The 21,485-nt window shown below is 70.0% G+C and carries 20 protein-coding genes and 1 pseudogene; 10 read left to right on the forward strand and 11 right to left on the reverse strand.

Annotated features, from left to right (window positions below):
* Positions 1-3: 3 nt before the first annotated feature.
* Genes ACSQ89_RS38865 through ACSQ89_RS38905 form a run of 9 tightly spaced genes read right to left on the reverse strand, consistent with a single transcriptional unit; the run spans position 4 to position 8,623 of the window.
* Positions 4-1,044 carry a branched-chain amino acid ABC transporter permease gene (locus tag ACSQ89_RS38865; RefSeq protein WP_436297476.1) on the reverse strand — a complete coding sequence of 347 codons (1,041 nt, stop codon included), beginning with the start codon at positions 1,042-1,044 and terminating at the stop codon, positions 4-6.
* Between the two features lie 9 nt (positions 1,045-1,053).
* Positions 1,054-1,929, reverse strand: coding sequence for a branched-chain amino acid ABC transporter permease (locus ACSQ89_RS38870; protein WP_436297477.1), 876 nt, complete (start codon positions 1,927-1,929; stop codon positions 1,054-1,056).
* Entirely contained in the window at positions 1,926-2,636 is a 711-nt protein-coding gene (locus ACSQ89_RS38875; protein WP_436297478.1) for an ABC transporter ATP-binding protein, read from the reverse strand. The genes ACSQ89_RS38870 and ACSQ89_RS38875 overlap by 4 nt, the downstream gene beginning before the upstream one ends.
* The gene (locus tag ACSQ89_RS38880; RefSeq protein WP_436297479.1) at positions 2,629-3,357 is read right to left on the reverse strand and encodes an ABC transporter ATP-binding protein; all 729 of its coding nucleotides are present in this window, start codon (positions 3,355-3,357) and stop codon (positions 2,629-2,631) included. The genes ACSQ89_RS38875 and ACSQ89_RS38880 overlap by 8 nt, the downstream gene beginning before the upstream one ends.
* A gap of 6 nt (positions 3,358-3,363) precedes the next feature.
* Positions 3,364-4,596, reverse strand: coding sequence for an ABC transporter substrate-binding protein (locus ACSQ89_RS38885; protein WP_436297480.1), 1,233 nt, complete (start codon positions 4,594-4,596; stop codon positions 3,364-3,366).
* A 13-nt stretch (positions 4,597-4,609) separates the two neighbouring features.
* Positions 4,610-5,797, reverse strand: a complete 1,188-nt coding sequence (locus ACSQ89_RS38890; protein WP_436297481.1) for an acyl-CoA dehydrogenase family protein — start codon at positions 5,795-5,797, stop codon at positions 4,610-4,612.
* Positions 5,794-7,077: an APC family permease gene (locus ACSQ89_RS38895; RefSeq protein WP_436297482.1), complete on the reverse strand. Its 1,284-nt coding sequence runs from the start codon at positions 7,075-7,077 to the stop codon at positions 5,794-5,796. The genes ACSQ89_RS38890 and ACSQ89_RS38895 overlap by 4 nt, the downstream gene beginning before the upstream one ends.
* Positions 7,078-7,087: 10 nt before the next feature.
* Complete coding sequence (locus ACSQ89_RS38900) at positions 7,088-7,780, reverse strand: class I SAM-dependent methyltransferase (protein WP_436297483.1); 693 nt, start codon at positions 7,778-7,780, stop codon at positions 7,088-7,090.
* A gap of 33 nt (positions 7,781-7,813) precedes the next feature.
* A complete protein-coding gene (locus ACSQ89_RS38905; protein WP_436297484.1) occupies positions 7,814-8,623 on the reverse strand; it encodes a YqcI/YcgG family protein in 810 nt (269 codons plus the stop codon).
* Between the two features lie 262 nt (positions 8,624-8,885).
* Between ACSQ89_RS38905 and ACSQ89_RS38910 the strand changes: the two are divergent.
* The 8 genes and pseudogenes from ACSQ89_RS38910 to metC all read left to right on the forward strand — a co-directional run bounded on the left by ACSQ89_RS38910 (position 8,886) and on the right by metC (position 16,809).
* Positions 8,886-9,879: pseudogene (locus ACSQ89_RS38910) on the forward strand (ornithine cyclodeaminase family protein).
* A 103-nt stretch (positions 9,880-9,982) separates the two neighbouring features.
* On the forward strand, positions 9,983-11,449 hold the full coding sequence (locus ACSQ89_RS38915) for a rhodanese-like domain-containing protein (protein WP_436297485.1): 1,467 nt from the start codon (positions 9,983-9,985) through the stop codon (positions 11,447-11,449).
* A gap of 71 nt (positions 11,450-11,520) precedes the next feature.
* Positions 11,521-12,366 carry a transporter substrate-binding domain-containing protein gene (locus ACSQ89_RS38920; protein ID WP_436297486.1) on the forward strand — a complete coding sequence of 282 codons (846 nt, stop codon included), beginning with the start codon at positions 11,521-11,523 and terminating at the stop codon, positions 12,364-12,366.
* Positions 12,367-12,541: 175 nt separating this feature from the next.
* Positions 12,542-13,285, forward strand: coding sequence for an amino acid ABC transporter permease (locus ACSQ89_RS38925; RefSeq protein WP_436291190.1), 744 nt, complete (start codon positions 12,542-12,544; stop codon positions 13,283-13,285).
* Positions 13,275-14,096: an amino acid ABC transporter permease gene (locus ACSQ89_RS38930; RefSeq protein WP_436291191.1), complete on the forward strand. Its 822-nt coding sequence runs from the start codon at positions 13,275-13,277 to the stop codon at positions 14,094-14,096. The genes ACSQ89_RS38925 and ACSQ89_RS38930 overlap by 11 nt, the downstream gene beginning before the upstream one ends.
* A complete protein-coding gene (locus ACSQ89_RS38935; RefSeq protein WP_436291192.1) occupies positions 14,083-14,955 on the forward strand; it encodes an amino acid ABC transporter ATP-binding protein in 873 nt (290 codons plus the stop codon). The genes ACSQ89_RS38930 and ACSQ89_RS38935 overlap by 14 nt, the downstream gene beginning before the upstream one ends.
* A 25-nt stretch (positions 14,956-14,980) precedes the next feature.
* The gene (locus tag ACSQ89_RS38940; RefSeq protein ID WP_436297487.1) at positions 14,981-15,607 is read left to right on the forward strand and encodes a cysteine dioxygenase; all 627 of its coding nucleotides are present in this window, start codon (positions 14,981-14,983) and stop codon (positions 15,605-15,607) included.
* The gene (gene metC / locus ACSQ89_RS38945; RefSeq protein WP_436297488.1) at positions 15,604-16,809 is read left to right on the forward strand and encodes a cystathionine beta-lyase; all 1,206 of its coding nucleotides are present in this window, start codon (positions 15,604-15,606) and stop codon (positions 16,807-16,809) included. The genes ACSQ89_RS38940 and metC overlap by 4 nt, the downstream gene beginning before the upstream one ends.
* A gap of 14 nt (positions 16,810-16,823) precedes the next feature.
* On the opposite strand, the gene ACSQ89_RS38950 is transcribed toward metC, so the two are convergent.
* Complete coding sequence (locus tag ACSQ89_RS38950) at positions 16,824-18,428, reverse strand: ABC transporter substrate-binding protein (RefSeq protein ID WP_436297489.1); 1,605 nt, start codon at positions 18,426-18,428, stop codon at positions 16,824-16,826.
* Between the two features lie 47 nt (positions 18,429-18,475).
* Positions 18,476-20,095, reverse strand: a complete 1,620-nt coding sequence (locus ACSQ89_RS38955) for a rhodanese-like domain-containing protein (RefSeq protein WP_436297490.1) — start codon at positions 20,093-20,095, stop codon at positions 18,476-18,478.
* A gap of 164 nt (positions 20,096-20,259) precedes the next feature.
* Between ACSQ89_RS38955 and ACSQ89_RS38960 the strand changes: the two genes are divergently transcribed.
* Entirely contained in the window at positions 20,260-21,258 is a 999-nt protein-coding gene (locus ACSQ89_RS38960; RefSeq protein WP_436297491.1) for a tripartite tricarboxylate transporter substrate binding protein, read from the forward strand.
* Between the two features lie 3 nt (positions 21,259-21,261).
* A complete protein-coding gene (locus ACSQ89_RS38965) occupies positions 21,262-21,483 on the forward strand; it encodes a hypothetical protein (RefSeq protein ID WP_436297492.1) in 222 nt (73 codons plus the stop codon).
* Positions 21,484-21,485 lie beyond the last annotated feature (2 nt).

Raw genomic sequence — 21,485 nt, forward strand, 5'->3', positions numbered from 1 at the left:
TGCTTATGCGGGCCGTCGATCGGCAGCAGGCGTCCGCCGCCGCGACGCCGGTCCGGCGCGAGCCCACAACCGGCGCAGCCGCGCCGGCGCGCTGGCCAGGCCGTCAGGAAAGCCCAGCACCACGACGACGATCAGGCCGCCGTAGATCAGCATGCGGTACTCGCCCAGGCCGCGCAGGCCTTCCAGCCCGCAAGTGAGCACGAAGGCGGCGATCACCGGGCCGGCGAAGCTGCCCAGCCCGCCGACCAGCACGATCGAGACGATCAGCATCATCAGCTCGACGCCCGCTGCCGAACCGGGCGTCAGCACCAGCACGTAGTGCGCGTAGAAGGCGCCGGCCAGGCCGACCAGCAAGGCCGACAGCGCGAAGGCCGCCATCTTGTGCGCCGTCAGGCCGATACCGAGGCTTTCCGCCGCTGTCTCCGAGTCGCGGATCGCCATCAGCGCCAGCCCGGTGCGCGAGCGGATTACCGTGCCCAGGCACAGCAGCGACAGCAGCAGCAGCGCGAGCGCGGTGTAGTAGTAGCCGGTCTTGGCCGCCACGTCATAGTGCACGACGCGCAGGCCGAAGACCACGATGTCCGGCAATGCAGGAATGCCCGAGAGCCCCATTTCGCCGCGGGTCAGTTCCTTGGCGTTGGACAGCACCAGGCGCACGATCTCGGCGAAGGCCAGCGTCACGATGGCTACATGCGGCACCGACTTCAGCCGCAGCACCGGCAGCGCGATGAGGCAGCCCGCGGCCGCCGCCGCCAGCGCCGCGATCCAGACGCTGAACCACGGACTCAGGCCGGCCTGCATCGACAGCAGCGCGGAGCCGTAGGCGCCGATGCCGAAGAAGGCCTGGTGGCCGAAGGACTTGAGACCCGTGATGCCGGTGGCGAGGTTCCAGCTGGCGGCGAAGACGGCATGGATCATGGCCAGGATCGCGACATGCAGCACATAGGCGTTGCCGCTGAACCCGGGCAGCAGCGCGGCGCTGGCGAGGAGCCACGGGAGCGCGCCCCACTGGCCGATGGACGAGCGCGTTCGTTGGAGCTGCATGCGCATGCGCTATCGGGTCGAGGTCGCGAACAGGCCCGCGGGACGCAGCCACAGAATCGCGATCAGGACGGAGAAGGAGATCACGTCGCGCCATTCCGACGAGGTGAGCGACAGGCCGATGCTCTCGACGACGCCGAGCACGAAGCCGCCGGCGATGGCGCCCCCGAAGCTGCCGAGCCCACCCAGCACCACGACCACGAAGGCCTTCAGCATGAAGGGATTGCCCATCCACGGATTGACCGCGGCCAGCGGCGACAGCAGGGCCGCGGCCAGCGCGCCGAGGCCGCCCGCGAGCACGAAGGTCCAGGCATGGATCCGAGCGGTGTCGATGCCCATGGCCTGCGCCGCCTCCGCGTCCTGCGCGGTGGCGCGCAGCGCGCGGCCGAAACGCGTGTACTTGAGCACGGCCGCCGCCAGCGTGATCACCGCGACGCTGGCCGCGAGGATCAGCAGGCGCTGCCAGGGCATGCGCAGTTCGCCCAGGCGCAGCGAACCCTCGACGAAGTACTCGACGGTCTTGAAGCGCTCGCCCCACAGGTGGAAGGCGATGTTCTGCAGCACGATGGAGACGCCCAACGTCAGCGCGATGGTGTTGAACTCCCAGCCCTCGCGCTGGTGCAGCGGCGCGACCGCGAGCCTGTGCACCAGGCCCGCCGCGGCCGCGCCCAGCAGCACCGCGCCCGCGATGCCCGCCAGCGGGGGCAGGCCCATCTCGGCCACCAGCACGTAGGTGGCGTAGCCGCCCAGCATGAAGAACTCGCCCTGGCTCAGGTTCAGGATGCGCATGGTGCCGTAGATCAGCGCCAGGCCCGCGCCGACCAGCGCATAGACGGCGCCCTGGACCAGGCCGTTGAGGATCTGTTCGACGAAGAGCGCGAAGCTCACGGCACGGCCTCCCCCAGGAACTCCCGCATCGCCGGCTCCTGCAGCGCGGCCGGCCCGTGGCCTTCGAACACCACGCGCCCGGCCTTCAGCAGGTAGCCCCGCTGCGCCAGCGAGAAGCACAGCGCCGCGTCCTGCTCGTTGAAGAGCAGGGTCAGGCCCTCGCGGTGGAGGTGGCCCAGCAGCGCGGCGACCTCCTCGACCGCGCGCGGCGACAGACCCAGGAACGGCTCGTCCAGCAGCAGCAGCGAAGGCCGGCACATCAGGCCGCGCGCGATCGCCACCAACTGCTGCTCGCCCCCGCTCAGGCGCCCGGCCGGCTCGCGCCGCTTCGCCGCGACCAGCGGCAGCAGCGCCTCCACCCGCTCCAGCGTCTCCCGCACGGCCTGCGCACTCGCCACGCGGTACGCGCCCATCAGCAGGTTCTCGCGCACCGTCATCGCCGGAAACAGCCGGCGCCGCTCCAGCACGAAGCCGATGCCGAGCCCGGCCCGCTCATGCGCCGGCAGCGCGCGCAGCTCGCGGCCCTGGTGCCGGATATGGCCGGTGACGCCGGGCAGCAGGCCGGCCACCGCCTTGAGCACGCTGCTCTTGCCGGAGCCGTTGCTGCCGATCAGCGCCACGATCTCGCCGCGCCGCACCTCCAGCGACACGTCCCACAGCACCTGCGCCGCGCCGTAGAAGGCGCTGACGGCCCTGAGCTCAAGCACGAGCGCGCCCCAGGTAGAGATCGCGCACCGCGGCATGCGCGTGGATCTGCGCCATCGTGCCCTCGGCCAGCAGCTGCCCGCCGGCGAGGAAGCTCACGCGCTGCGCGAGCCGGCCTACGAATTCCAGGTTGTGGTCGATCATGAGCACGGTCAGGCCATCGCGGTTCAACCCGCGCACCAGCGCCTCGAGCGCGGGCAGGCTGGGCTGGTCGATGCCGCCGCTGAGCTCGTCGATCAGCAGCAGCGAGGGCGCCGTCGCCAGCGCACGCGCCAGCTCCAGGCGCTTGCGCTGGCCGGTGCTCAGGGTGCCGGCCGGCGCCTCGCGCTTGGCGGCCAGGCCGACGGCATCGATCACGCCCTGCACCTCCTCGCGCACGCGGCGCATCGAGGAAAAGCGCGCCAGGGCGCCGCACATCACGTTCTGCTCCACCGTCAGCCGCGCGAAGGGCTGGGTGATCTGGAAGGTGCGCGCGATGCCGGCGCGGCAGCGCCAGTCGGGGCGCAGCGCGGTGACGTCCTTGTCGGCGAAGCGGATGCTTCCCGCCGTCGGCCGCAACGCGCCCGCGATCAGGTTGAACAGCGTGGTCTTGCCGGCGCCGTTGGGCCCCAGCAGCGCGTGGATCTCGCCGCGGCGCAGCGTGATATCGACGCCGTCCACCGCGGTCAGGCCATCGAAGCGCATCGTGAGCCCGTGCGTGCGCAGCAGCGCCTCCTGCGCCATCGCCCTTCAGTCCTGGCGCCGGAACGCGACGCTGCCCGGCACCTCGGGCGGCCAGATGGCGCGGATCACGCCGTCCTGGACCTGGGCCGCCGGCAGCGTCAGGTAGCCCGCGCCCACCTTCGGCGAATGGCTCTTCGGATCGAAGACCCAGTGGCCGACGGCGCATTGGTAGTCGGTGGCGAGGAAGGCCTTGTTCAGGGCCTCCGGCGCCACGTCCTGCGCCCGGTGGATGGCGTCGAACAGCACCTCCGCCGCGCAGGCGCCGAAGGCATGGTCCATGGAGACAGTGGTGCCGACATAGGCGCCGATCTTCTCGGCGAAGGCCTTGTGGGCCGCGTTGTACTTCGGATCGAACAGGAAGGGGATCAGGACAAGGCCCTCGGCGTTCTTGCCGGCGCCCTTGGTGAACTCGGCCAGCGTCGGGTAGTAGGTCGCGATGTGCACGGCGCGGATGTCCTGCTCGCGGATCTGCTTGACCAGCGCGATGCCCGAGTTGGCCGAGGTGAAGATCGAGTACAGCAGGTCCGGCGCCTGTGCGCGCAGCTTGGAGATCTGCGGATAGAAGTCGGTGTGCGCCAGCGGCACGGTCTCGGTGGCCAGCACGGTCCAGCCGTCCTGCTTCAGGTAGCGGGTGGCGTACTCGACATTGGCGCGTGCGAAGTCGCTGTCCTCGATCACGAAGGCGACTGTCTTGTTCCTCGGCACCAGCTTCTTCTGCTGCACCAGCAGGCGCACGGTCTCCTTCAGCGTGTACGACGACGCGTCGCTGTTGAAGTCGTGCTTCCAGAAGTTGCGGTACTTCTGCGGGTCCCGCTCGATGCGCTCGGCGATCTCGATCGCCACCGGCTGGCCACTCATGAACACCTTGTTGTGAGCCGGCGCGAGTTCCATGATCGCCAGCGCCACCGAGCTGTGCAGCATCTCGGCCAGCAGCACGTCGACGTTGTCGCGGGTCAGCAGCTTCTGCGCGGCGCTCAAGCCCACGTCGGGGCGCGACTGGCTGTCCTCGAACAGCAGCTCGATCGGCACGCGCCGGCCCTTGAAGGCGACCCCGCCTGCATCGTTGACCTGCTTCGCGGTGAACTCGAAGGCCCGCTTCATCGCGATGCCGCTGGTGGCCGCGGGGCCGGTGAAGGGGCCGATCACGCCGACGCGCACCTTGTCGGTCGCTTGCGCGCCGGCCGGGAGGGCCAGGCACAGGGCGAGCGCGCCCGGCCAGAACTTGCTCAGGATGCTCATGCTCTTTCTTTCCTCACAACAATGGATTGGCGGCGTCCTGTCCCAGCAGCACGCGCCCGTACAGCGATCCCGCGACATCGAAGTTGAAGGCGATGTGCGACTGGATCGCGTGTGCATCGCGAAAGGCGCGCTGCATGGGGTTGTCCAGCAGGATGGCGCTGGCACCGGCGGCGGCGAACAGGCTGCTCGCCGCCTCGGTGCACAGCGCCACGGCGTAGGCGCCGTCGCGCCGGTAGCGCGCCTTGGCCGGCATCTGCGGCGGCACCCCGCGGGCGGCATCGCGCATCGCTTCCTCGCACACGGCGCGCATGGTCCGGCCGGCGGCGTCGATCTGGGCCGAGGCGCGCGCGATCGCGATATGGCTGCTCTGCAGCTCGGCCAGCCTGACGCCGCCATAGCGGCCGACGCGGCGCGCAGTGACCGCCACATGCTCGTCCAGCAGTCCTTCTGCATTGCCCAGCGCGACGCCCGACAGCGTGAAGGGGAACAGGGCGAACACTGGAATGCGGTAGAGCGGCGACGGGTTGGCCTCGTGGCCCGGTGTCGGCCCGCCTGCGATGTCGCGCACCGACAGGCTCAGCGCCTCGGGCACGAACACTTCTTCGCAGAGCACGTCGGCGCTGCCCGTGCCCGCCAGGCCCGCGGCCTGCCAGGTGTCGATGACGCGATAGGCCCGCGCGGGCAGCAGCAGCAGGCGGTGGTCGGGTTCGGCCCCCTCCTCGCCCGGCACGACGGCGGCGACCATGCACCAGTCGGCGAGTGTGACGCCGCTGGCGAAAGGCCATCGGCCGTCGACCAGGTACCCGCCCCGCACGGCGCGCGCACGGCCGGCGGAGAAGATGATGGAGGCCGCCACCAGCGCGTCCGGCGACGCGCCCCACACCGCGTCCTGCGCCGCCTTCGGGAACATCGCCAGCATCCAGTGCCGGCAGGCCAGGTTGGCCACCACCCAGGCGGTCGAGGCGCAGCCGCGCGCCAGCTCGGCCGACACCTCGATCAGCGCGCTGAAGTCCAGCTCCGCGCCGCCCACGCGTGCCGGCTGCAGGATGCGGAACAGCCCCGCCTCATGCAAGGCGGCCAAGGTTCGTCCGGGCAGGCTGCGCTCGCGCTCGGCATCGCGCGCCACGGCCTTCAGCGCGCCGGCCAGCTCGCGCGCCCGACCGGTGGCCTCGAGGTAGGCGCGATTGCCGGCCGTGCTCACGAAGCCGCCCGCTCCGGCGCGGCGGCGCGGTGCGCGAGCCTGTGCTTCAGGTAACCGATGGCGCCGATCAGCACCGGCACCGCCAGCCAGGCGCCGAAGCCCGACAACAGGAAGACGCAGGATGCAGCCGAGGCCGCGGCGATCACGCGCCCCGAGGCGCTCTTGTCGACCGCCACGAAGGTGGCGATGGCACCGGCGTACAGGAGGATGAAGTTCTGGTTGGCCACCGTGAGCGCCGTCACCAGCGGCAGCGCCTCGAAGGCGATGGCCGCGGCCAGCGCGGCATAGAGCACGAACAGCAGCAGCAGGCTGGCCACCGGTATGCCGCGGCGGTCGAGCCGGCCCAGGAAGGCCGGCAGGTCGCCGTTGCGGCCGGCGGCGAAGTACAGGCGGCTCGCGGCAAACACCCATGCGTTGACGTTGGCGACCACCACCACGGCGATCAGCGCAACGATCACCGGCCGCAGCGGCTGACCATCGACCAGGCGCAGCAGCCCGGTGACCCCGCCGATGGCCTTGCCCGACAGCGCGGCGCCCGTGCTCACCAGTGCCAGTGCGGCATACAGCACACCCACGACGACGAAGCCGAGCAGGAAAACGCGCGAGACGAAGCCGGGCTGGTCCTGGTATTCCTCGCTGCCGAAGCTCAGGTTCTCCCACCCGAGGAAGGCCCAGAACAGGAGCGCCGACGCGGACCACAGGCCCGTCAGCGGGATCGGCACGGCCCCCTGGGCGACTTCGGCCACTGCGGCGGCGCCGCGTGCGACCGACGGCAGGTTGAGCGCGACGAAGGCGAGGATCAGCAACACGAGCGCCAGCACGGCCACCGTGTTGACCACGCGCGAGGGCTTGGCGCCGGCGATGTTGACCAGCGTCGAGATGCCGAGCAGGCCCAGCACGATGGGCAGCACCGTCCAGGCCGGCAGGTGGAAGATCTCCTGCAGGTAGGCGGCTCCCATCGTCGTGCCGGCAGGGATGCACAGCGCGAAGGTCGCGGCGATCAGCAGGCTGGCGGCCGAACCGAAGGCCGGGCCGAAGGCCAGCGCGGCGTAGCGGGCCAGGCCGCCGGCGTCCTGCACGAGGCGGGTGAGCCGCATGAAGATCAGCATCAGCGGCACGGACAGCAGCAGCGTCAGCGCCCAGCCGGTCAGCGCGGTGTAGGCGCCGGCCTGGCCGATGGCCAGGCCGGGCAGGCCCAGCAGGCCCGAGCCGATGATGGTCGAAACCGCCAGGCCGACGCCGTGCGGAAGCGTGACGTTCTTCTGCAGTCGTTCGGTCATGTCGCCTCCTTCATGCGGGCTCGGCCCTCCAGCCCACGACTTCGAGGTAGCGGTCGTCCAGTTCGCGCACCTGGAGCCCGTGCAGCCCGGCCTGATCGAGCTGTTGCACGACTTCGTCGACGCGGTAGGCGCTCAGCAGCGACGAACGGTAGTGCTCCTGCACGACCTCGGATTCGCGCCCCACGTGCAGGCTGGTGAGCCGGTCGGCCTCGGCGTCGGACGGCGGCCGTCGCAGGTCGCGCACGTGCACGAAGCCGCCCGGCTTGCCGATGCGCTCGACCTCGCGCCAGAAACGCAGCGGGTCTTCCAGGTGATGCAGCACGCTGTTGGAGATCACGGCGTCGAAGTATTGCGACGGCAGGCCCGTGCGCTTGGTGTCCGCGATCACCCAGTTGATCGGCCGCGCGCTCGCCGGCAGGCGCGCTGTGGCGCCTTCCACCGCGATGGCCAGCATGCCGGGCGAAAAATCGACGCCCCACAGGTCCCAGTCGACCTTGCCGCGGAAGCGGATGACAACGTCGCCGGGTCCCGTGCCCAGGTCGACCAGCGAGATCTCCTTGCCGCGGCCGATCGCCGTGACGATCTCGTCGACGAAGGCTTCGTGCGGCACCGAGTAGTCGGCGCGCGCATAGTGGGCTTCCTCCTCTTCCGTCATCTTTTCGGGTTCGGCCACGCGCGGCAGGTAGGTGAAGGCAGTCGTCATCGTGCAGTTCTCCAGGTGGTGTGAACGAGGGCTTCAGCGGGCGAAGCGATAGCGAAATGCCGGAAGGGCCGCCGGCTCGTTGGCGGCGCGCTTCTTCCAGAAGTGCAAGGGACACTTGCGCGGCGGCGTGACGTTGTCGTCGGGCAGCATGTACTGCGGCCATTCGAGGCCGCCGCTGAGGTAGTGGTCCAGCCGCGGCGAGCGCGAGATCCGGTCGTAGAGGTCGACGTTGCTGCGGATCTGCTGCCGGATCGCGTGGCCCTTGCTGTGGTTGCCGGCCACGGCATCGAAGCGCTCGCGCGGGTTGATCACCAGCACCAGGGTGTCGCACAGGTTGCGGCTCCTGCGCTGCACATGCGCCGGGTGGCTGACGTTGATGAAGATCTGGACCTCCCTGAAGCACATCGACCAGTAGGGGCTCGCGGGGTCGGTGTGCGTGTGCTCGGGCCATGGCAGCGGATCGTTGTCGATCAGGTGCTGCAGGGCCGCGTCGAACAGGCGTCGGTAGTCGTCTTCGCCGCGCAGCCCATTGGCCTTCTCGAACACCGCCAGCAAGGGCTCGGACGAGTTCGCGTTGCCGTCCCACGCTTCGCAGTCGTCCAGGTAGTCGCCCAAGTCCCGGCGCAATTCGTCCAGGTCGTGAACGCCCTTTCGGAGCGGCACGAGCGAGAAGCGGATGTTCGTTCGCCTGAATGCGTTCTGGGCGAAGACGCAGGGGAACCCGTCCTTCGTGCCCGCGGGCTGCAAAAAGCGCTGCTGGAGCTGCGCGAAGAGCGGCAGGAACCATGCGTAGGCGCCATCGGCGAATTCATGCGCATCGAGCTTGCGTTGTCGAACCAGCATGCGGTCTCCTGTCATTGCGTTGTTCGATGGCGGCGCCAGCGATGGAAGTCCCACGTTGCAATTCGAGTGCCAGCGCTTCGAGGCTGAAAATGTTCACTTCCCAGCAGAAACACCCCGCTTGGCTGCTGGATTGCGGACAGCCTTCGCAGTGCCGATGTTCGCAAGCCAACACCTTGCGCGCACACGAAGATTTGCGCACTTGCTTATGCGCAATCGGTGCAAGCCGCGAGGCCTTTCGTCTCTAGGATCGCAACCCCATCCGATGAGCCACAGCCACATCACCTACCTGAGCGGCCACGACGTCGAAAGCCTGGCGCTCGACGACGACGAGATCCTCGACGCCGTCGAGATCGGCCTGGCCGCGCAGGGCAGCGGCCACGCCGTGATCGAGCCGCGCGTTCACCTCGTGCCCGAACCCTCGGGCAAGGGACACTTCAACATCCTGCGCGGCGTCATTCGCCCGTTCCAGTTGGCGGGCGTCAAGGTGGTGGGCGAGTTCGGCGGCAATTACCGGCATGGCCTGCCCTCGGCCATGGCCCTGCTCAACCTGTTCAGCCCCACGACCGGCCAGCCGCTCGCGGTGCTCAACGCCAGCGCCCTCACCGACATGCGCACCGGCGCCATGTCCGCGCTCGGTGCCCGCCATCTCGCGCGCAAGGGCAGCAAGGTGCTGGGACACATCGGCGCGCGCGGCTCGGCCTATTGGAACGTGCGCCTGCTCGACCATCTGTTCGACTTCGACGAGATCCGCGTGCATTCGCTGCGGCCCGAAAGCCGCGAAGCCTTCGGCGCGCGGCTCGAACGCGAGCTCGGCAAGCCGGTTCGCGTGACCGGCGACTGGGAGGCCTGCGTGCGCGGCGCCGACATCGTGGTCGAAGCTTCGCGCCTACCGCGGCCCGAGCCGCTGCTCAGGACGGCATGGATACGGCCCGGCGCGCTGGTCGTGCCCTACGGCACCATGAGCGCGGTCGAACTCTCGTTGACCGAGATCATGGGTGGTCGACGACTGGGGACAATGCCGAAAGGGCCTGCCCTTCGGCGCACTGCGCGCGCACGTGGACAGCGAGCGGCTGCACGAGGGCAACCTGCATGCCGAGCTCGGACAGATCGTTGCGGGCCTGAAGCCCGGCCGCGAGCGCGACGACGAAACCATCCTGTTCTGGCACCGCGGCCTGTCGCTGAGCGACATCGCGCTCGGCCATGCGCTGCTGGGAAAGGCGCATGCCACGGGCGTCGGTCAGGCACTGCGCTTCTGAACGCTGGGCGCGCGGAAGCTTATGCACAAAGCTTCGTAGCCCGTGCCGCGCGAGCTGGTTAAGGTGGCGCGCTTGTGCCTCTCACTCGACCCCGCTCGCTCTCATGTCCATCGCCACCGCAAATTCCGCGCCGCACGCCGATGCAAAGGCCGCCATCCGGGCGCATCCAGTCCCGACCGTCGACGCCGCCACCCTGCAGCAGTGGCTGCACGACGGCGGCGAGATCGCGCTGCTCGATGTGCGCGAGCATGGGCAGTATGGCGAAGGTCATCCCTTCTTCGCGGTCCATCTGCCCTACAGCCGCCTCGAGCCTGAGGTCGCGCGCCTGGTGCCGCGCCGGGCCACGCGCACGGTGTTGCTGGACGACGGCGCCTCGGGCGTGGCTGCGCGCGCGGCCGCGCGGCTGGCGGCCCTCGGCTACGACAAGGTATGGTTGCTCGCCGGCGGCGCCCCCGCCTGGGCACGCGCCGGGCACACGCTCTTCCAGGGCGTGAACCTGCCTTCGAAGACCTTCGGCGAGCGGGTCGAGCACGCCTTCGACGTTCCGCACATCGGTGCGCAGGCGCTGGCCGCGCGGCTGCAGTCGGGCGAGCCGCTCGTGCTGCTCGACGGCCGCACGCTGGAAGAGCACCGCAGGATGACCATCCCCGGCGCGCTACCCGTGCCCAACGGCGAGCTGGCGCTGCGCTGGCGAACGCTGGTGCCCGATGACCAGACGCCCATCGTCGTGCACTGTGCGGGGGTGCCGTTGCTCGATGCTGCCGCCGCGCAGGCCTGGCTCGACGACGACGCACGCACCACCTTCGTCTTCGACGTGCGCACCGCCGACGAATTCGCCGCGGGCAGCGTGCCGGGCGCGCGGCACGCGCCAGGCGGGCAGCTGCTGCAGGCCGTCGATCTGCAGATCGGCGTGCGCGGCAGCCGCGTGCTGCTGCTGGACGACGAGGGCATCCGCGCGCCGGTGGTGGCGCTCTGGCTGCGCCGCCTGGGCCTGGACGCGGCGCTGGTGCAGGGCGGCATCGCCGCCGCGCTGCGCATCCCGTCTTCGCCTCGCCTGCCGCTGCCGCTGGCAGTGCCGGAGCAGATTCCCGAAGCCCTGGCGGCGCTGCGCGGGGACGGCAACCTGCCGCCGGTGGTATTCGACCTGCGGCCTTCGATGGCATACCGACAGCGCCATGCACGCGGCGCGGCCTGGTCGATCCGCCCGCGCCTGGTGGCCGATGTGCAGGCCGCGACACGCGGCGACCGGCAGCGCCCCGTGCTGCTGCTGGCGGCCGAGGAGATCGTGGCGCGGCTGGCAGCGCAGGACCTGCGCGAGGCCGGCTGGCACCACCTGAGCTGGGCCCCGGCCCTTGCGGCCAAGGCCGCCGGCTGGCCGCAGGACGCGAGCTCTGACTCGCCCGCCGATGCCGACGCCATCGACTACCTGTTCTTCGTGCACGACCGGCACGAGGGCAACCTCGATGCCGCACGCCGCTACCTCGCCTGGGAAACCGGGCTGATCGCGCAATGCGCGCCGGAAGATCTCGCCGCCTTCCGCCTGCCCGAGGCAACGCATATCGATATCTGAAAGCCTTCCTTGCGACGGTGTCCGCAGGCCCGCAAGATGCCCGCTTGCCTTTGCTTTGCCGTCACGATTCCATGCACCCAGCCTTCCGCCTCGCTCCTTCCCACCGTATCGCCGCCCTGCTCGGCGCCGTGCTCTGCCTCGCCGCCGGTCTGGCCCATGCCGACGCGACGCTGGACAGGATACGACAGCGCGGCAAGGTGGTGATCGGCGTCGCCATCAGCGGCGGCCCCTTCGGCGCCATCGACCCGGCCACGCAGCAGCTCGTCGGCTGGAACCCCGAGCTCGCCCGCGACCTGGCCAAGCGCCTCGGTGCGGAGGCCGAGCTGGTCCAGGTGAACCCCTCCAACCGCGTGCAGTTCCTGCAGTCCGGCAAGGTCGACCTGCTGATCGCCTCGATGGAATACAACGCCGACCGCGGCGAGATCCTGGGCCATGCGCCCACACCCTTCTACCGCGTCGGCGGCACAGCCGCAGTCCTCAAGACCAGCGGCATCACCAAGTGGGAAGACCTGCGCGGCAAGACCGTTTGCGCCTCGCAGGGCAGCAGCTACGTGAAGCCGCTGCAGGAGCAGTACGGGGCCGAGGTGCGCGGCTTCAAGACCTCGGCCGAATCGCTGCTGGCACTGCGCGGCGGCAACTGCGTGGCCGCGGTGCACGACGCGATCCTGATCCAGCCGCTCCTGCGCGGCAATCCGGAATGGGCCGGGTACGCGGCGCCGATCCGCGACGAGATCCTGCCCGCGCCCTCGGTGGTGTGGGCCCGCAAGGGCGAGGCCGACACCCTCGCCGCGGTCGACAAGGCGGTGCAGCAATGGCATCGCAGCGGCTGGCTGATCGAGACCGAGAAGCGCCTGGGCATCGTGCCGCCGCAGCCGCTGCTGCCGGAGTTGCAGGCCAAGCTCAAGGCAGCGCCCTGAGCCCGCTCGACGACCTGCCTGCGCTTTTCCTTGATCCACCTGGAGCCGCGATCCGGCGGCCCCTGAATGCCTTCGCCATGAAACTCCGCTCGCTCGCACTGACGCTGTCGGCCCTCGTCATGCGCCCCGCCGATCGCGGCAGCGCCGACGCTGCGATCGAACTGGAGACCTCGGGATGAGCGACGCGCTGTGGGCCCAGGCGGTCGCGGCGCTCAAGCCGCTGGGCCTCAACTACGCCTTCGTGCTCAACTCGGTCGAGCGCGGCGCCTTCCTGCGCGGCCTGGGCGTGACGCTGCAGCTGTGCCTGCTGACCATCCCCTGCAGCCTTGCCGCCGGCGTGGCGATCGCCGCCGCGCTGACCTCCGGGCGCGCCTGGCTGGTGCAGCCCGCGCGCGCCTTCATCGAAGTCACGCGCAACACGCCGACCCTGGTGCAGCTCTACTGTGCCTTCCTGGTGCTCAACATGCTCATCACCCAGCAGTTGCAGACGCACGGCGGCAACCCGCTCACGCCCTTCGTCTGGGTGGTGGTAGTGGTGTCGCTGCACAAGGGCGTGTTCCATGCCGAGGCGCTGCGCGCGGGCATCGAGGCGGTGCCACGCGTTACGCTCGAGGCGGCCCGCTCGCTCGGCTTCTCGCAGCGCCAGCTGCTATGGCGCGTGGAGCTGCCGCTGGCACTGCGCTTCGCGCTGCCCTCGCTGGTCAACAACCTGGTCGACCTCGTGAAGATGACGGCCGTGGCCTCGGCTATCGCGGTAGGTGACGTGACCTACGAATCCATCATGATCTGGACACAGCGCGACAACGTGCTGGAATTGCTGCTCCTGATCCTGTTGTACTTCGGCCTTCTGACCTGGCTCGTGAGCCTGGCCGGCCGCTGGCTCGAAGAACGCCTGAGGATGCCCGGCTATGGCCAGTGAACTCGCCCTCGCGCATGGCGCGCCGCAGGCCGCTCCCGCCGGTCCGTGGGCCAGCGCCTGGCGCAACCCCTGGTTCGTCGGCGTCGGCACCGCGCTGATCGTGCTCGCCTTCTGGGGCGCCACGGGCAGCACGCCCACGGCTTTCGTGCACCTGTGGAGATGGCTGCCGGCGCTCCTGCGCGGCTTGCTGGCCAACATCGAGATCAGCGTGCTCGCCATGGCGCTGGGCACGCTGGCCGGGCTGGTGGTGGGGGCGCTGTCGCTTTCGCCCTTGCGCGCCTTGCGCGTCGCGACGCGCTGGTACGTGCAGGTATTCCGCAACGCGCCGGTGCTGGTGCTGATCTACTTCACGACCTACGTGTTCCCCTTCGAGCTGCGCCTCGTGTCGTGGACCGTCCCGTTCCCGGACTGGCTCAAGGTGGTGCTGGGCCTGGCGCTGCCGGCCAGCGCCAACGTGGCCGAGATCTTCCGCGGCGCGATCCAGTCGATCCCCAGCGCGCAGTGGGAGGCGGCGCAATCGCTCGCCTTCCGGCGGCGCGAAATCTTTCGCCTCATCGTGCTGCCGCAGTGCGTGCGCCGCATGCTGCCGCCGTGGATGAACCTGTATGCCAGCATCACCATGAGCACGGCACTGGCCTCGCTGGTCGGCGTGCACGACGTGGTCGACACGGCGCAGATCGCGAGCAACACGGTGGCGCGCACCGACTTCACCATCCTCGTCTACTTCACACTGCTGGGCCTGTTCTTCGCCTACTGCTACCCGATTGCACGCGCCACGCGCGCGCTGGAGCGCCGCCATGACCGCCACTGATGTCTTTCTTTCCCCCCCCACCGCCGCTGCGCGCGAAGCACCGCTGGTCGCGCTGCGCGACGTGCACCTGGCCTTCGGCGCCACCGCAGTGCTGCGCGGCATCGATCTCGAGGTGCGGCGCGGCCAGGCGGTGTCGATTGTCGGCCCCTCGGGCTCGGGCAAGTCCACCATCCTGCGCTGCATCACCGGCCTGCTGCGCCCGCAGCGCGGCGAGATCCGCGTGGGCGACACCGCCGTGGAGAGCTTGCGCACCGAGGCCGAGCTGATCGCGCTGCGCAAGCGCGTGGGCTTCGTGTTCCAGCAGTACAACCTGTTCCCGCACCTGACGGTGCTGCAGAACCTGGTGATCGCGCCGACGCGCGTGGCCGGCCGCGAGCGCGCCACGGCCGAACGCGAAGCGCGCGAGCTGCTGGACAAGGTGCGCCTCTCGCACAAGGAGGCGGCCTATCCGGGCGAGCTTTCGGGCGGCCAGCAGCAGCGCGTGGCCATTGCGCGCGCGCTGGCGATGCGGCCCGAGCTGATGCTGTTCGACGAGGTGACCTCCGCACTCGACCCCGAAACCGTGGGCGAGGTGCTGACCGTGATCCGCGACCTGGTGCAGGACGGCCTGACCTGCGTGCTGGTCACGCATGAGATGCGCTTTGCCGAGGAGATCAGCGACGAGGTGTACTTCACCGAGGCGGGCGTGATCGTCGAGCACGGCTCGGCCGCGCGCATCTTCAACGACCCGGCCAGCGAGCGCACCCGCGCCTTCCTGCACCGCGCGCTCGGCGAAGGCGCTCGCGCCCGCCCCGCGCCTCTGCCGCCCGCTCCCGCGTTCGTGCCACTGCCCTTCGAGCGGCTGCGTTTCGCGCTCTGAACCCACCCCACCCTGGAGAACATCGATGACGACTGACAACACCTCTATCGCCGCACAACGCCGCGCCGCCATCGCCGAGGCGCTGGACGAGATCAGGCGCATTGCCGCCGGCAACGCACCGGACCGCGCGACGCTGGCCGTGATCACCGCGCGCCTCGAACAACTGGCGACGCAGACCGCGCTCTTCACGCGCGCTGACTTTCCGCCGCCCGCCGAATCGGCGGGCGTGGGTGCGTCCACGCGCTATCGCCTCAACTTCGAAGACGGCGACGACGGCATCGCGCTCTACCTGAATTCCATCAATCCCGGCAAGACCACGATCCCGCACAACCACACGACCTGGGCCGTCATCGTGGCGATCGAGGGCCAGGAGGAAAACCGCATCTACCGCCGCACCGACGACGGCAGCGATCCGGCCGTGGCGCAGCTCGCACTGGTGCGCGAGCTCACCGTGCAGCCCGGCACGTCGGTCGCCTTCCTGCCCGACGACATCCACAGCATCCACGTGGTGGGCAACCAACCCACGCTGCATTTCCATCTCTACGGCCAGCCGCTGGAGACGCTCTCGGGCCGCATCGGCGTGAACCTGGAGACCGGCGCGGTGGTTAACTACAACGCCACGCAGTTCACGCCCAGCGAGGTGGCCGCTTGAGCAAAGAGGGCGTCGCGGCGAGCGCCGACACGCTTTTCTGCGCGAGCACCCGGCTGCTGCATGCCGGCGTGCCCGCGCTGCGCGACGGCACCGGCCCGGTCAACGTGCCGGTGGTACGGACCAGCACCGTACGCTTCGAGGACACCCTCACCCATGCCGACTACCATCGTCGCCGCGCCGCCGGCGAACGCGTCGCCGCCTACGGGCGCCACGGCCTGGACACGCACCGCGCGCTGGAGGATGCCATCACTACCCTGGAGCTCGGCCACCGGGCCTTCCTCGCGCCTTCGGGGCTCTCGGCCATCTCGCTGGTGTTCCTGGCGCTGCTGTCGCCCGGTGACCATGCGCTGGTGGCCGACAGCGTCTATGCGCCCGTGCGCCGGGTGGACAGCACCCTGCTGCAGCGCCTGGGCATCACGCTTGAGTATTTTTCGCCCACGCACGACGACCTGGCCGCGAAGATCCGCCCCACCACGCGGCTCGTGTACCTCGAATCGCCGAGTTCGCTGCTCTATGAGGTGCTCGACCTGCCCCGCCTCGCCGCCATCGCCCGCGACTGCGGCGTCATGGTCGCCACCGACAACACCTGGAGCGGCGGCTGGTTCCACCAGCCGCTGGCGCTGGGCGCCAACATCTCGATCCAGGCCGCGACCAAGTACATCGCCGGCCACTCCGACCTGATGCAGGGCATCGTGGTGGTGGACAGCCCGGCGCTCGCCACGAAGATCGCCACCGCGCACGAGGCGCTGGGCCTGGGCATTGGCGCCGACGACGCCTACCTGTCGCTGCGCGGCCTGCGCACGCTGCCCGTGCGCCTGGCCCAGCACCAGCGCCATGCCACTGAAGTGGCGCAGTATCTCCAGCGCCATCCGCGGGTGACGCGCGTGTTCTACCCGGCATTGCCCGAGGATCCGGGCCATGCGCTGTGGAAGCGCGACTTCAGCGGCGCGAGCGGGCTGGTGTCCTTCGAGTTCCGCGATGCCGATGCCGCGGCGGCGAATGCCTTCGTCGATGCGCTGCAGCTGTTCGGCATCGGCGCGTCGTGGGGCGGCTACGAAAGCCTTGCGCTGGTCGCCGCGCCAGAGCGCCTGCGCGAGCACAGCCGTTGGACCAGCACCCGGCCGGTGGTGCGGCTGCACGTCGGGCTGGAGGATCCGCAGGACCTCATTGCGGACCTGGCACGGGCGTTTGCGGCCCGGTAGGTCGCCGACCGGACTCAGCGCGCCGCCGCGGGGTCGCCCACCTTCACGTTCTTGAAGAGGATCGCGTCCTCGGGGCTGACCGGAATGTCGAGCTTGCGCTGCATCGCGTAGTCGAGCACCTGGTGGTGCAGCGCGATGTAGAAGCCTTCCTGCTGTACCGTCTGCCAGATCGCGTGGATGGTCGCGTCGCGCTTGGCCGGATCGCGCTCAACGGCGAGCGAGGCGATCTTCGCATCGATGTCGGGGTTGCTGTAGCCGATGGCATTGGCGGAGCCGCGTCCATCCCTGCCGCGGGTGTGCACCAGGTAGTCGAAGACGTAGGCCGAGTCGAAGGTCGGCGCGGCCCAGCCGTAGAGATAGAAGTCGGTGTCGGCCTGGTTGATGGCGGTCGCATGCTGCGCGATCGGCCGCGCGGCGACCGAGACCCTGACGCCGATGCGCGCCAGGAAGCCGGCGACCGCGGTGCAGATCGTTTCGTCGTTGACATAGCGATTGTTCGGGCAGTGCAGCGTGATGCCGAAACCGCCCGGGTACCCCGCCTCGGCCAGCAACTGTCTTGCACGCGCGGCATCGGGCTTGGGCCAGGTGTCGAAGGCCTTCTCGTAGCCGTGCACGAATTGCGGCGTGATGATGCCGGCCGGCACCGAGAGCCCGCGCATCACCGCGGTCCTGAGGGTGTCGCGGTCGATCGCCAGGCGGAAGGCCTCGCGCACGCGCGCGTCGGCCAGCGGGTTGCGGCCCTTCACGTCCGAATACTTCAGCTCGCCGGCGCCGACGTTCAGGCCCAGGTAGATGGTGCGGTTTTCCAGGCCCTCCGTGACGCGCAGCCGCGTATCGGCCTTGAGGCGCGCGACGTCCTGCGCCGGCACGTCCTGCACGAAGTCCACCTCGCCCGACAGCAGAGCGGCCACGCGCGTTGCCGCCGTCTTGATCGGCTGGAACACGATCTGCGTCACCTCCAGCGGGAATTGGCCCTTGCCCCAGTAACCGGGAAACTGCCTGAAAACGGTGCGCGTGTCCTGCTCGCGCGACACCAACTGGTAGGCACCGGTGCCGTTCTCGTTGCGGGTGGCGAAGTTCTCGTCCTTGCCCGAAACGTCCTGCGGCTGCTCGGCCTGGTGGGCCCTCGACCATGCCGCGTTGACGATGAAAAGATTGGTCAGCGTGTGCGGCAGGACCAGGTTGGGGCCGGAGGTCTTCAGCTGCACCGTCAGCGCATCTACCTTGCGCACCTCGACCACCGGCGCAAGCAGCGTTTTCCAGGCCGAGGTGGGCGCCTTGGCACGCTGGATCGAGAAGACCACGTCGTCGGCGCCGAAGGGGGCGCCGTCATGGAACCTGACGCCGGGGCGCAGCTTGAATTCCCAGACCGTGGGGTCGCGCGTGACCTGCCATGAGGTCGCCAGCGCCGGCTGGAGCTTGCCGTCGGCGGTGCGCAGCACCAGCGGCTCGTAGACCTGGTGCAGGAAGGTGACGTTGGTGTTGAGGTTGACCGCGTGCGGGTCGAGCGTGGCCGGATCGGAGGAGCGGGCCCAGCGCACGGTCTCGGCATGAAGCGCCGCCGACGGCAGGAGGACGGACGCCAGCACGACGCTGGTCAGGAGCTTGCAGAGTTTCACGAAGATGAAGAGCAGGAAGGTTGGGAAGCCACGGCCAGTGCATGTTTTCAGGCGGCCGGTATGAGCCTGATGCCGACCTCGCCTTCGCGTTCCAGTTGCGCCACCAGGCCGAGTTCCCAGGCCAGGTAGGCGCGGAAGCCCGCATCGCGCGCGGCGTGGTCCGCATGCGCATAGGGGCTGTACCAATGGTCGTCGTCACCGGTGAGCACGCCCTCGGCGCCGCTGGCCGTGGGCAGTCCCGCGGCGGCCCAGGCTCCGGTGCCGCCTGCGATGGCGCGCACGTCGCGGTGTGTGCGCGCGGCCAGTTCGGCCGCGACGATGCGGGCCAGCACGCCGTCGGGCGAGACCAGCAGCACCGTCTGCGTGGGCGGCAGCTCGGCGGTGAAGGACTGCAGGCGATCGGGCACGGCAAAACGCGCGCCGGCCACGTGGCGCCGTTCATAGGCCGCGCGCCGATCGACGTCGAAGGCGACCGCCCGGCCCGCATTGAGCAAGGCATCAGCTTGCAGCGGCGACACCAGGGGCGCGGCCGGTCGCGACGGCAGCACGCGCACCGGCTCCGCGCCGGTGACACGCGGGGCGAGCGCAGGCGGCGCGTGGACGAACACCTCGTGGCCGCCCAGCTGCGCGAGCCAGGCCGCGGTGGTGAGGGCGCGCACGCCGTCCCAGTCGGCCAGCACGATGCGCGAACGGCGCGTGGCCACGTATTCGTCGGTGGCCTGCACGAGCTGGCCACCGGGGACCCAGCGCCAGCCTTCGAGATGGCCGGCCACATATTCCTGCTCGGTGCGAACGTCAAAGCGGTAGAGCGAGCGCTCGCCGGCTTCGGCCTCGAAGCGCGCCAGCTCGTCTGCATCGATGCGGCGCACGCCGGCACGCCGCGCCACGACCTCGGCCCGATCGCGCGCGGCGGCAAGCGCGGCCGGTCCGGGCTCGGGCAGCGCGGCATTGCGGCCGTGCGCCAGCGCACGGCCCGCCAGCAGCCAGGCCATGGTGCCGTCCTTCAGCGAGACCACGCGGTTCGGAATTCCCGCGTCGATGAGCGTCTGCGCGCCGACGATGCTGCGTGTGCGCCCCGCGCAGTTGACCACCACCAGGGTCTCAGGGTCCGGCGCGATTTCCTGGATGCGGTAGACCAGCTCGGCGCCGGGCAGGCTGTGCGCGAAAGGCAGGCTGAACTGCGCGAACTCCTCGGGCGTGCGGCTGTCCACCACGACCAGCTTGTCGCCGCGCGCGACGCGCTCTTGCAACTCGTCCGCATCGATCCAGGGCGTGTGCTTGCGGTGCTCGATGATCTCGCCGAAGGCCTTGCTCGGCACGTTGGTGCCGCTGAAGATCTCGAAACCCTCGGCGGCCCAGGCATCCGTGCCACCAGCCAGCACCGACACCTGGTTCCAGCCCAGGCGCGCGAGCTTGGCGGCAGCCTGGTGGGCCAGCGTCTCGTCGGCATCCACCAGCACGATGCGCGTGCCGCGGCGCGGCACCAGCCGGTCGATCAGCAGTTCGAGGCGCCACAGCGGCGCTGATGCGGCGAAGAGGATGTGGCGGTGCGTGTAGACGCCGGTCTCGCGCACGTCGAGGACGGCGATCTCCTCGCCGTCGGCCAACGCGGCCTTCAGTCCATGGGACGTGATGAACGGGTGGGCGGCGCGGGCGGTCGAAGTCATCGTGAGTGCGTGGGGATTCGGAATGTGTGGAGGCTGGCGACCCTACGCCGCGCGAGTGCGCGCACCAACGAAGCAAATCGACTATCCATATCCGCGGAAATTCGTTCGCGCCCGCGCTTCTGCTGCCTAGAGTCGGCCGCATCCTTGCTGACTCCACGAACCCCATGACGAGCACACGCTCCCTTCTTCGCGCGCTGGCTGCGGCAGCCGCTCTGGCGCTGGTCGCACTGCACGCGCCCACGAGCTTCGGCGCTCCCGACGCGGGCAGCTTCCCGAGCAAGCCCGTGCGCATCGTCGTCCCGGTGGCGCCCGGCGGCAGTGCCGACAAGCTCACGCGCACGCTCGCCGACCGGCTCGCCGCGCTATGGGGCCAGTCGGTGGTGGTCGAGAACGTGACCGGCGCCAGCGGCACCATCGGAGCGGCCAAGGTGGCGAAAGCGGCGCCCGACGGCTACACCCTGCTGCAGCAGGGCGAAGGCCTGACGCTCAACGCCATCCTCTACCGCGAGCTGCCCTACGACGCGCAGAAGGCCTTCACGCCCATCATCAAGGCGGTGGTGAATCCGCAGATCCTCGTGGTGAACCCGGGCACCGGACTCAAGACCTTCGCCGACTACCTGGCGCGCGCCAAGACCCAGCCGGAAAGCATCAGCCTCGGCCTGCCCGGCAACGGCGGCATCGCCCATGTGGCGCACGAGATCATCACGCAGGAAACCGGCGCGAAGGTGAATTACATCCCCTATCCCGGCGGCGGACCGGCCACCGTGGACGTGCTGGCCGGCCACACGAACGCGACGCTGATCACGCTGGCGGCGGTGACCGAATACGTGCGCGCCGGCCGCCTGCACGCGCTGGCCGTCACCACGCCCTACCGTTCCCCCGCGCTGCCCGACGTGCCCACCATGGCCGAAGCCGGCCTGCCCGGTTTCTCGGTGGAAAGCTGGCAGGGCTACTTCGCGCCGGCCGGCACCCCGCCTGCGGTGGTGGAGAAGATCAACCGGGACATCCGGACCGTGCTCCAGTCGGCCGAGGTGCGTACGAAGCTCGAAGATCTCGGCTTCAAGATCGCGGGCGGCACGCCGGCTGAACTGGCAGCCAGCCTGCAGACCGAGCGTCCCAAATACGCACAGGCCATCAGGACGGCCGGCATCGCGCTGCGCTGAGGAATGACGCTCTCCCCGCCCCCGCTTCACGCCAGGCCGGTCGACCCCCACCGCTTCGCGCGCGAAACGCTGCGCCTACCCGGCCCCGCACCTGACAACTGGGTGCCCGGTCGGCCCGGCGTCGAACACAACGTCGCCATCATCGGCGGCGGGCAGAACGGAAGCGCCTTCGCCTTCGCACTGCAGCGCGTGGGCAACACCGCGACAACCCTCGAAGAAAGCTGAAT

The organism is Variovorax sp. LjRoot175 (genome assembly GCF_964253805.1).
Classification (GTDB): Bacteria; Pseudomonadota; Gammaproteobacteria; order Burkholderiales; family Burkholderiaceae_C; genus Variovorax.

Excerpts from the sequence above, each read along its gene's own strand:
- ACSQ89_RS38865 (WP_436297476.1), bottom strand. The coding sequence starts at position 1,044 with ATGCAGCTCCAACGAACGCGCTCGTCCATCGGCCAGTGGGGCGCGCTC.
- ACSQ89_RS38880 (WP_436297479.1), bottom strand. The coding sequence starts at position 3,357 with ATGGCGCAGGAGGCGCTGCTGCGCACGCACGGGCTCACGATGCGCTTC.
- ACSQ89_RS38885 (WP_436297480.1), bottom strand. The coding sequence starts at position 4,596 with ATGAGCATCCTGAGCAAGTTCTGGCCGGGCGCGCTCGCCCTGTGCCTG.
- ACSQ89_RS38895 (WP_436297482.1), bottom strand. The coding sequence starts at position 7,077 with ATGACCGAACGACTGCAGAAGAACGTCACGCTTCCGCACGGCGTCGGC.
- ACSQ89_RS38900 (WP_436297483.1), bottom strand. The coding sequence starts at position 7,780 with ATGACGACTGCCTTCACCTACCTGCCGCGCGTGGCCGAACCCGAAAAG.
- ACSQ89_RS38905 (WP_436297484.1), bottom strand. The coding sequence starts at position 8,623 with ATGCTGGTTCGACAACGCAAGCTCGATGCGCATGAATTCGCCGATGGC.
- ACSQ89_RS38915 (WP_436297485.1), top strand. The coding sequence starts at position 9,983 with ATGTCCATCGCCACCGCAAATTCCGCGCCGCACGCCGATGCAAAGGCC.
- ACSQ89_RS38920 (WP_436297486.1), top strand. The coding sequence starts at position 11,521 with ATGCACCCAGCCTTCCGCCTCGCTCCTTCCCACCGTATCGCCGCCCTG.
- ACSQ89_RS38925 (WP_436291190.1), top strand. The coding sequence starts at position 12,542 with ATGAGCGACGCGCTGTGGGCCCAGGCGGTCGCGGCGCTCAAGCCGCTG.
- ACSQ89_RS38930 (WP_436291191.1), top strand. The coding sequence starts at position 13,275 with ATGGCCAGTGAACTCGCCCTCGCGCATGGCGCGCCGCAGGCCGCTCCC.
- ACSQ89_RS38935 (WP_436291192.1), top strand. The coding sequence starts at position 14,083 with ATGACCGCCACTGATGTCTTTCTTTCCCCCCCCACCGCCGCTGCGCGC.
- ACSQ89_RS38940 (WP_436297487.1), top strand. The coding sequence starts at position 14,981 with ATGACGACTGACAACACCTCTATCGCCGCACAACGCCGCGCCGCCATC.
- ACSQ89_RS38955 (WP_436297490.1), bottom strand. The coding sequence starts at position 20,095 with ATGACTTCGACCGCCCGCGCCGCCCACCCGTTCATCACGTCCCATGGA.
- ACSQ89_RS38960 (WP_436297491.1), top strand. The coding sequence starts at position 20,260 with ATGACGAGCACACGCTCCCTTCTTCGCGCGCTGGCTGCGGCAGCCGCT.
- ACSQ89_RS38965 (WP_436297492.1), top strand. The coding sequence starts at position 21,262 with ATGACGCTCTCCCCGCCCCCGCTTCACGCCAGGCCGGTCGACCCCCAC.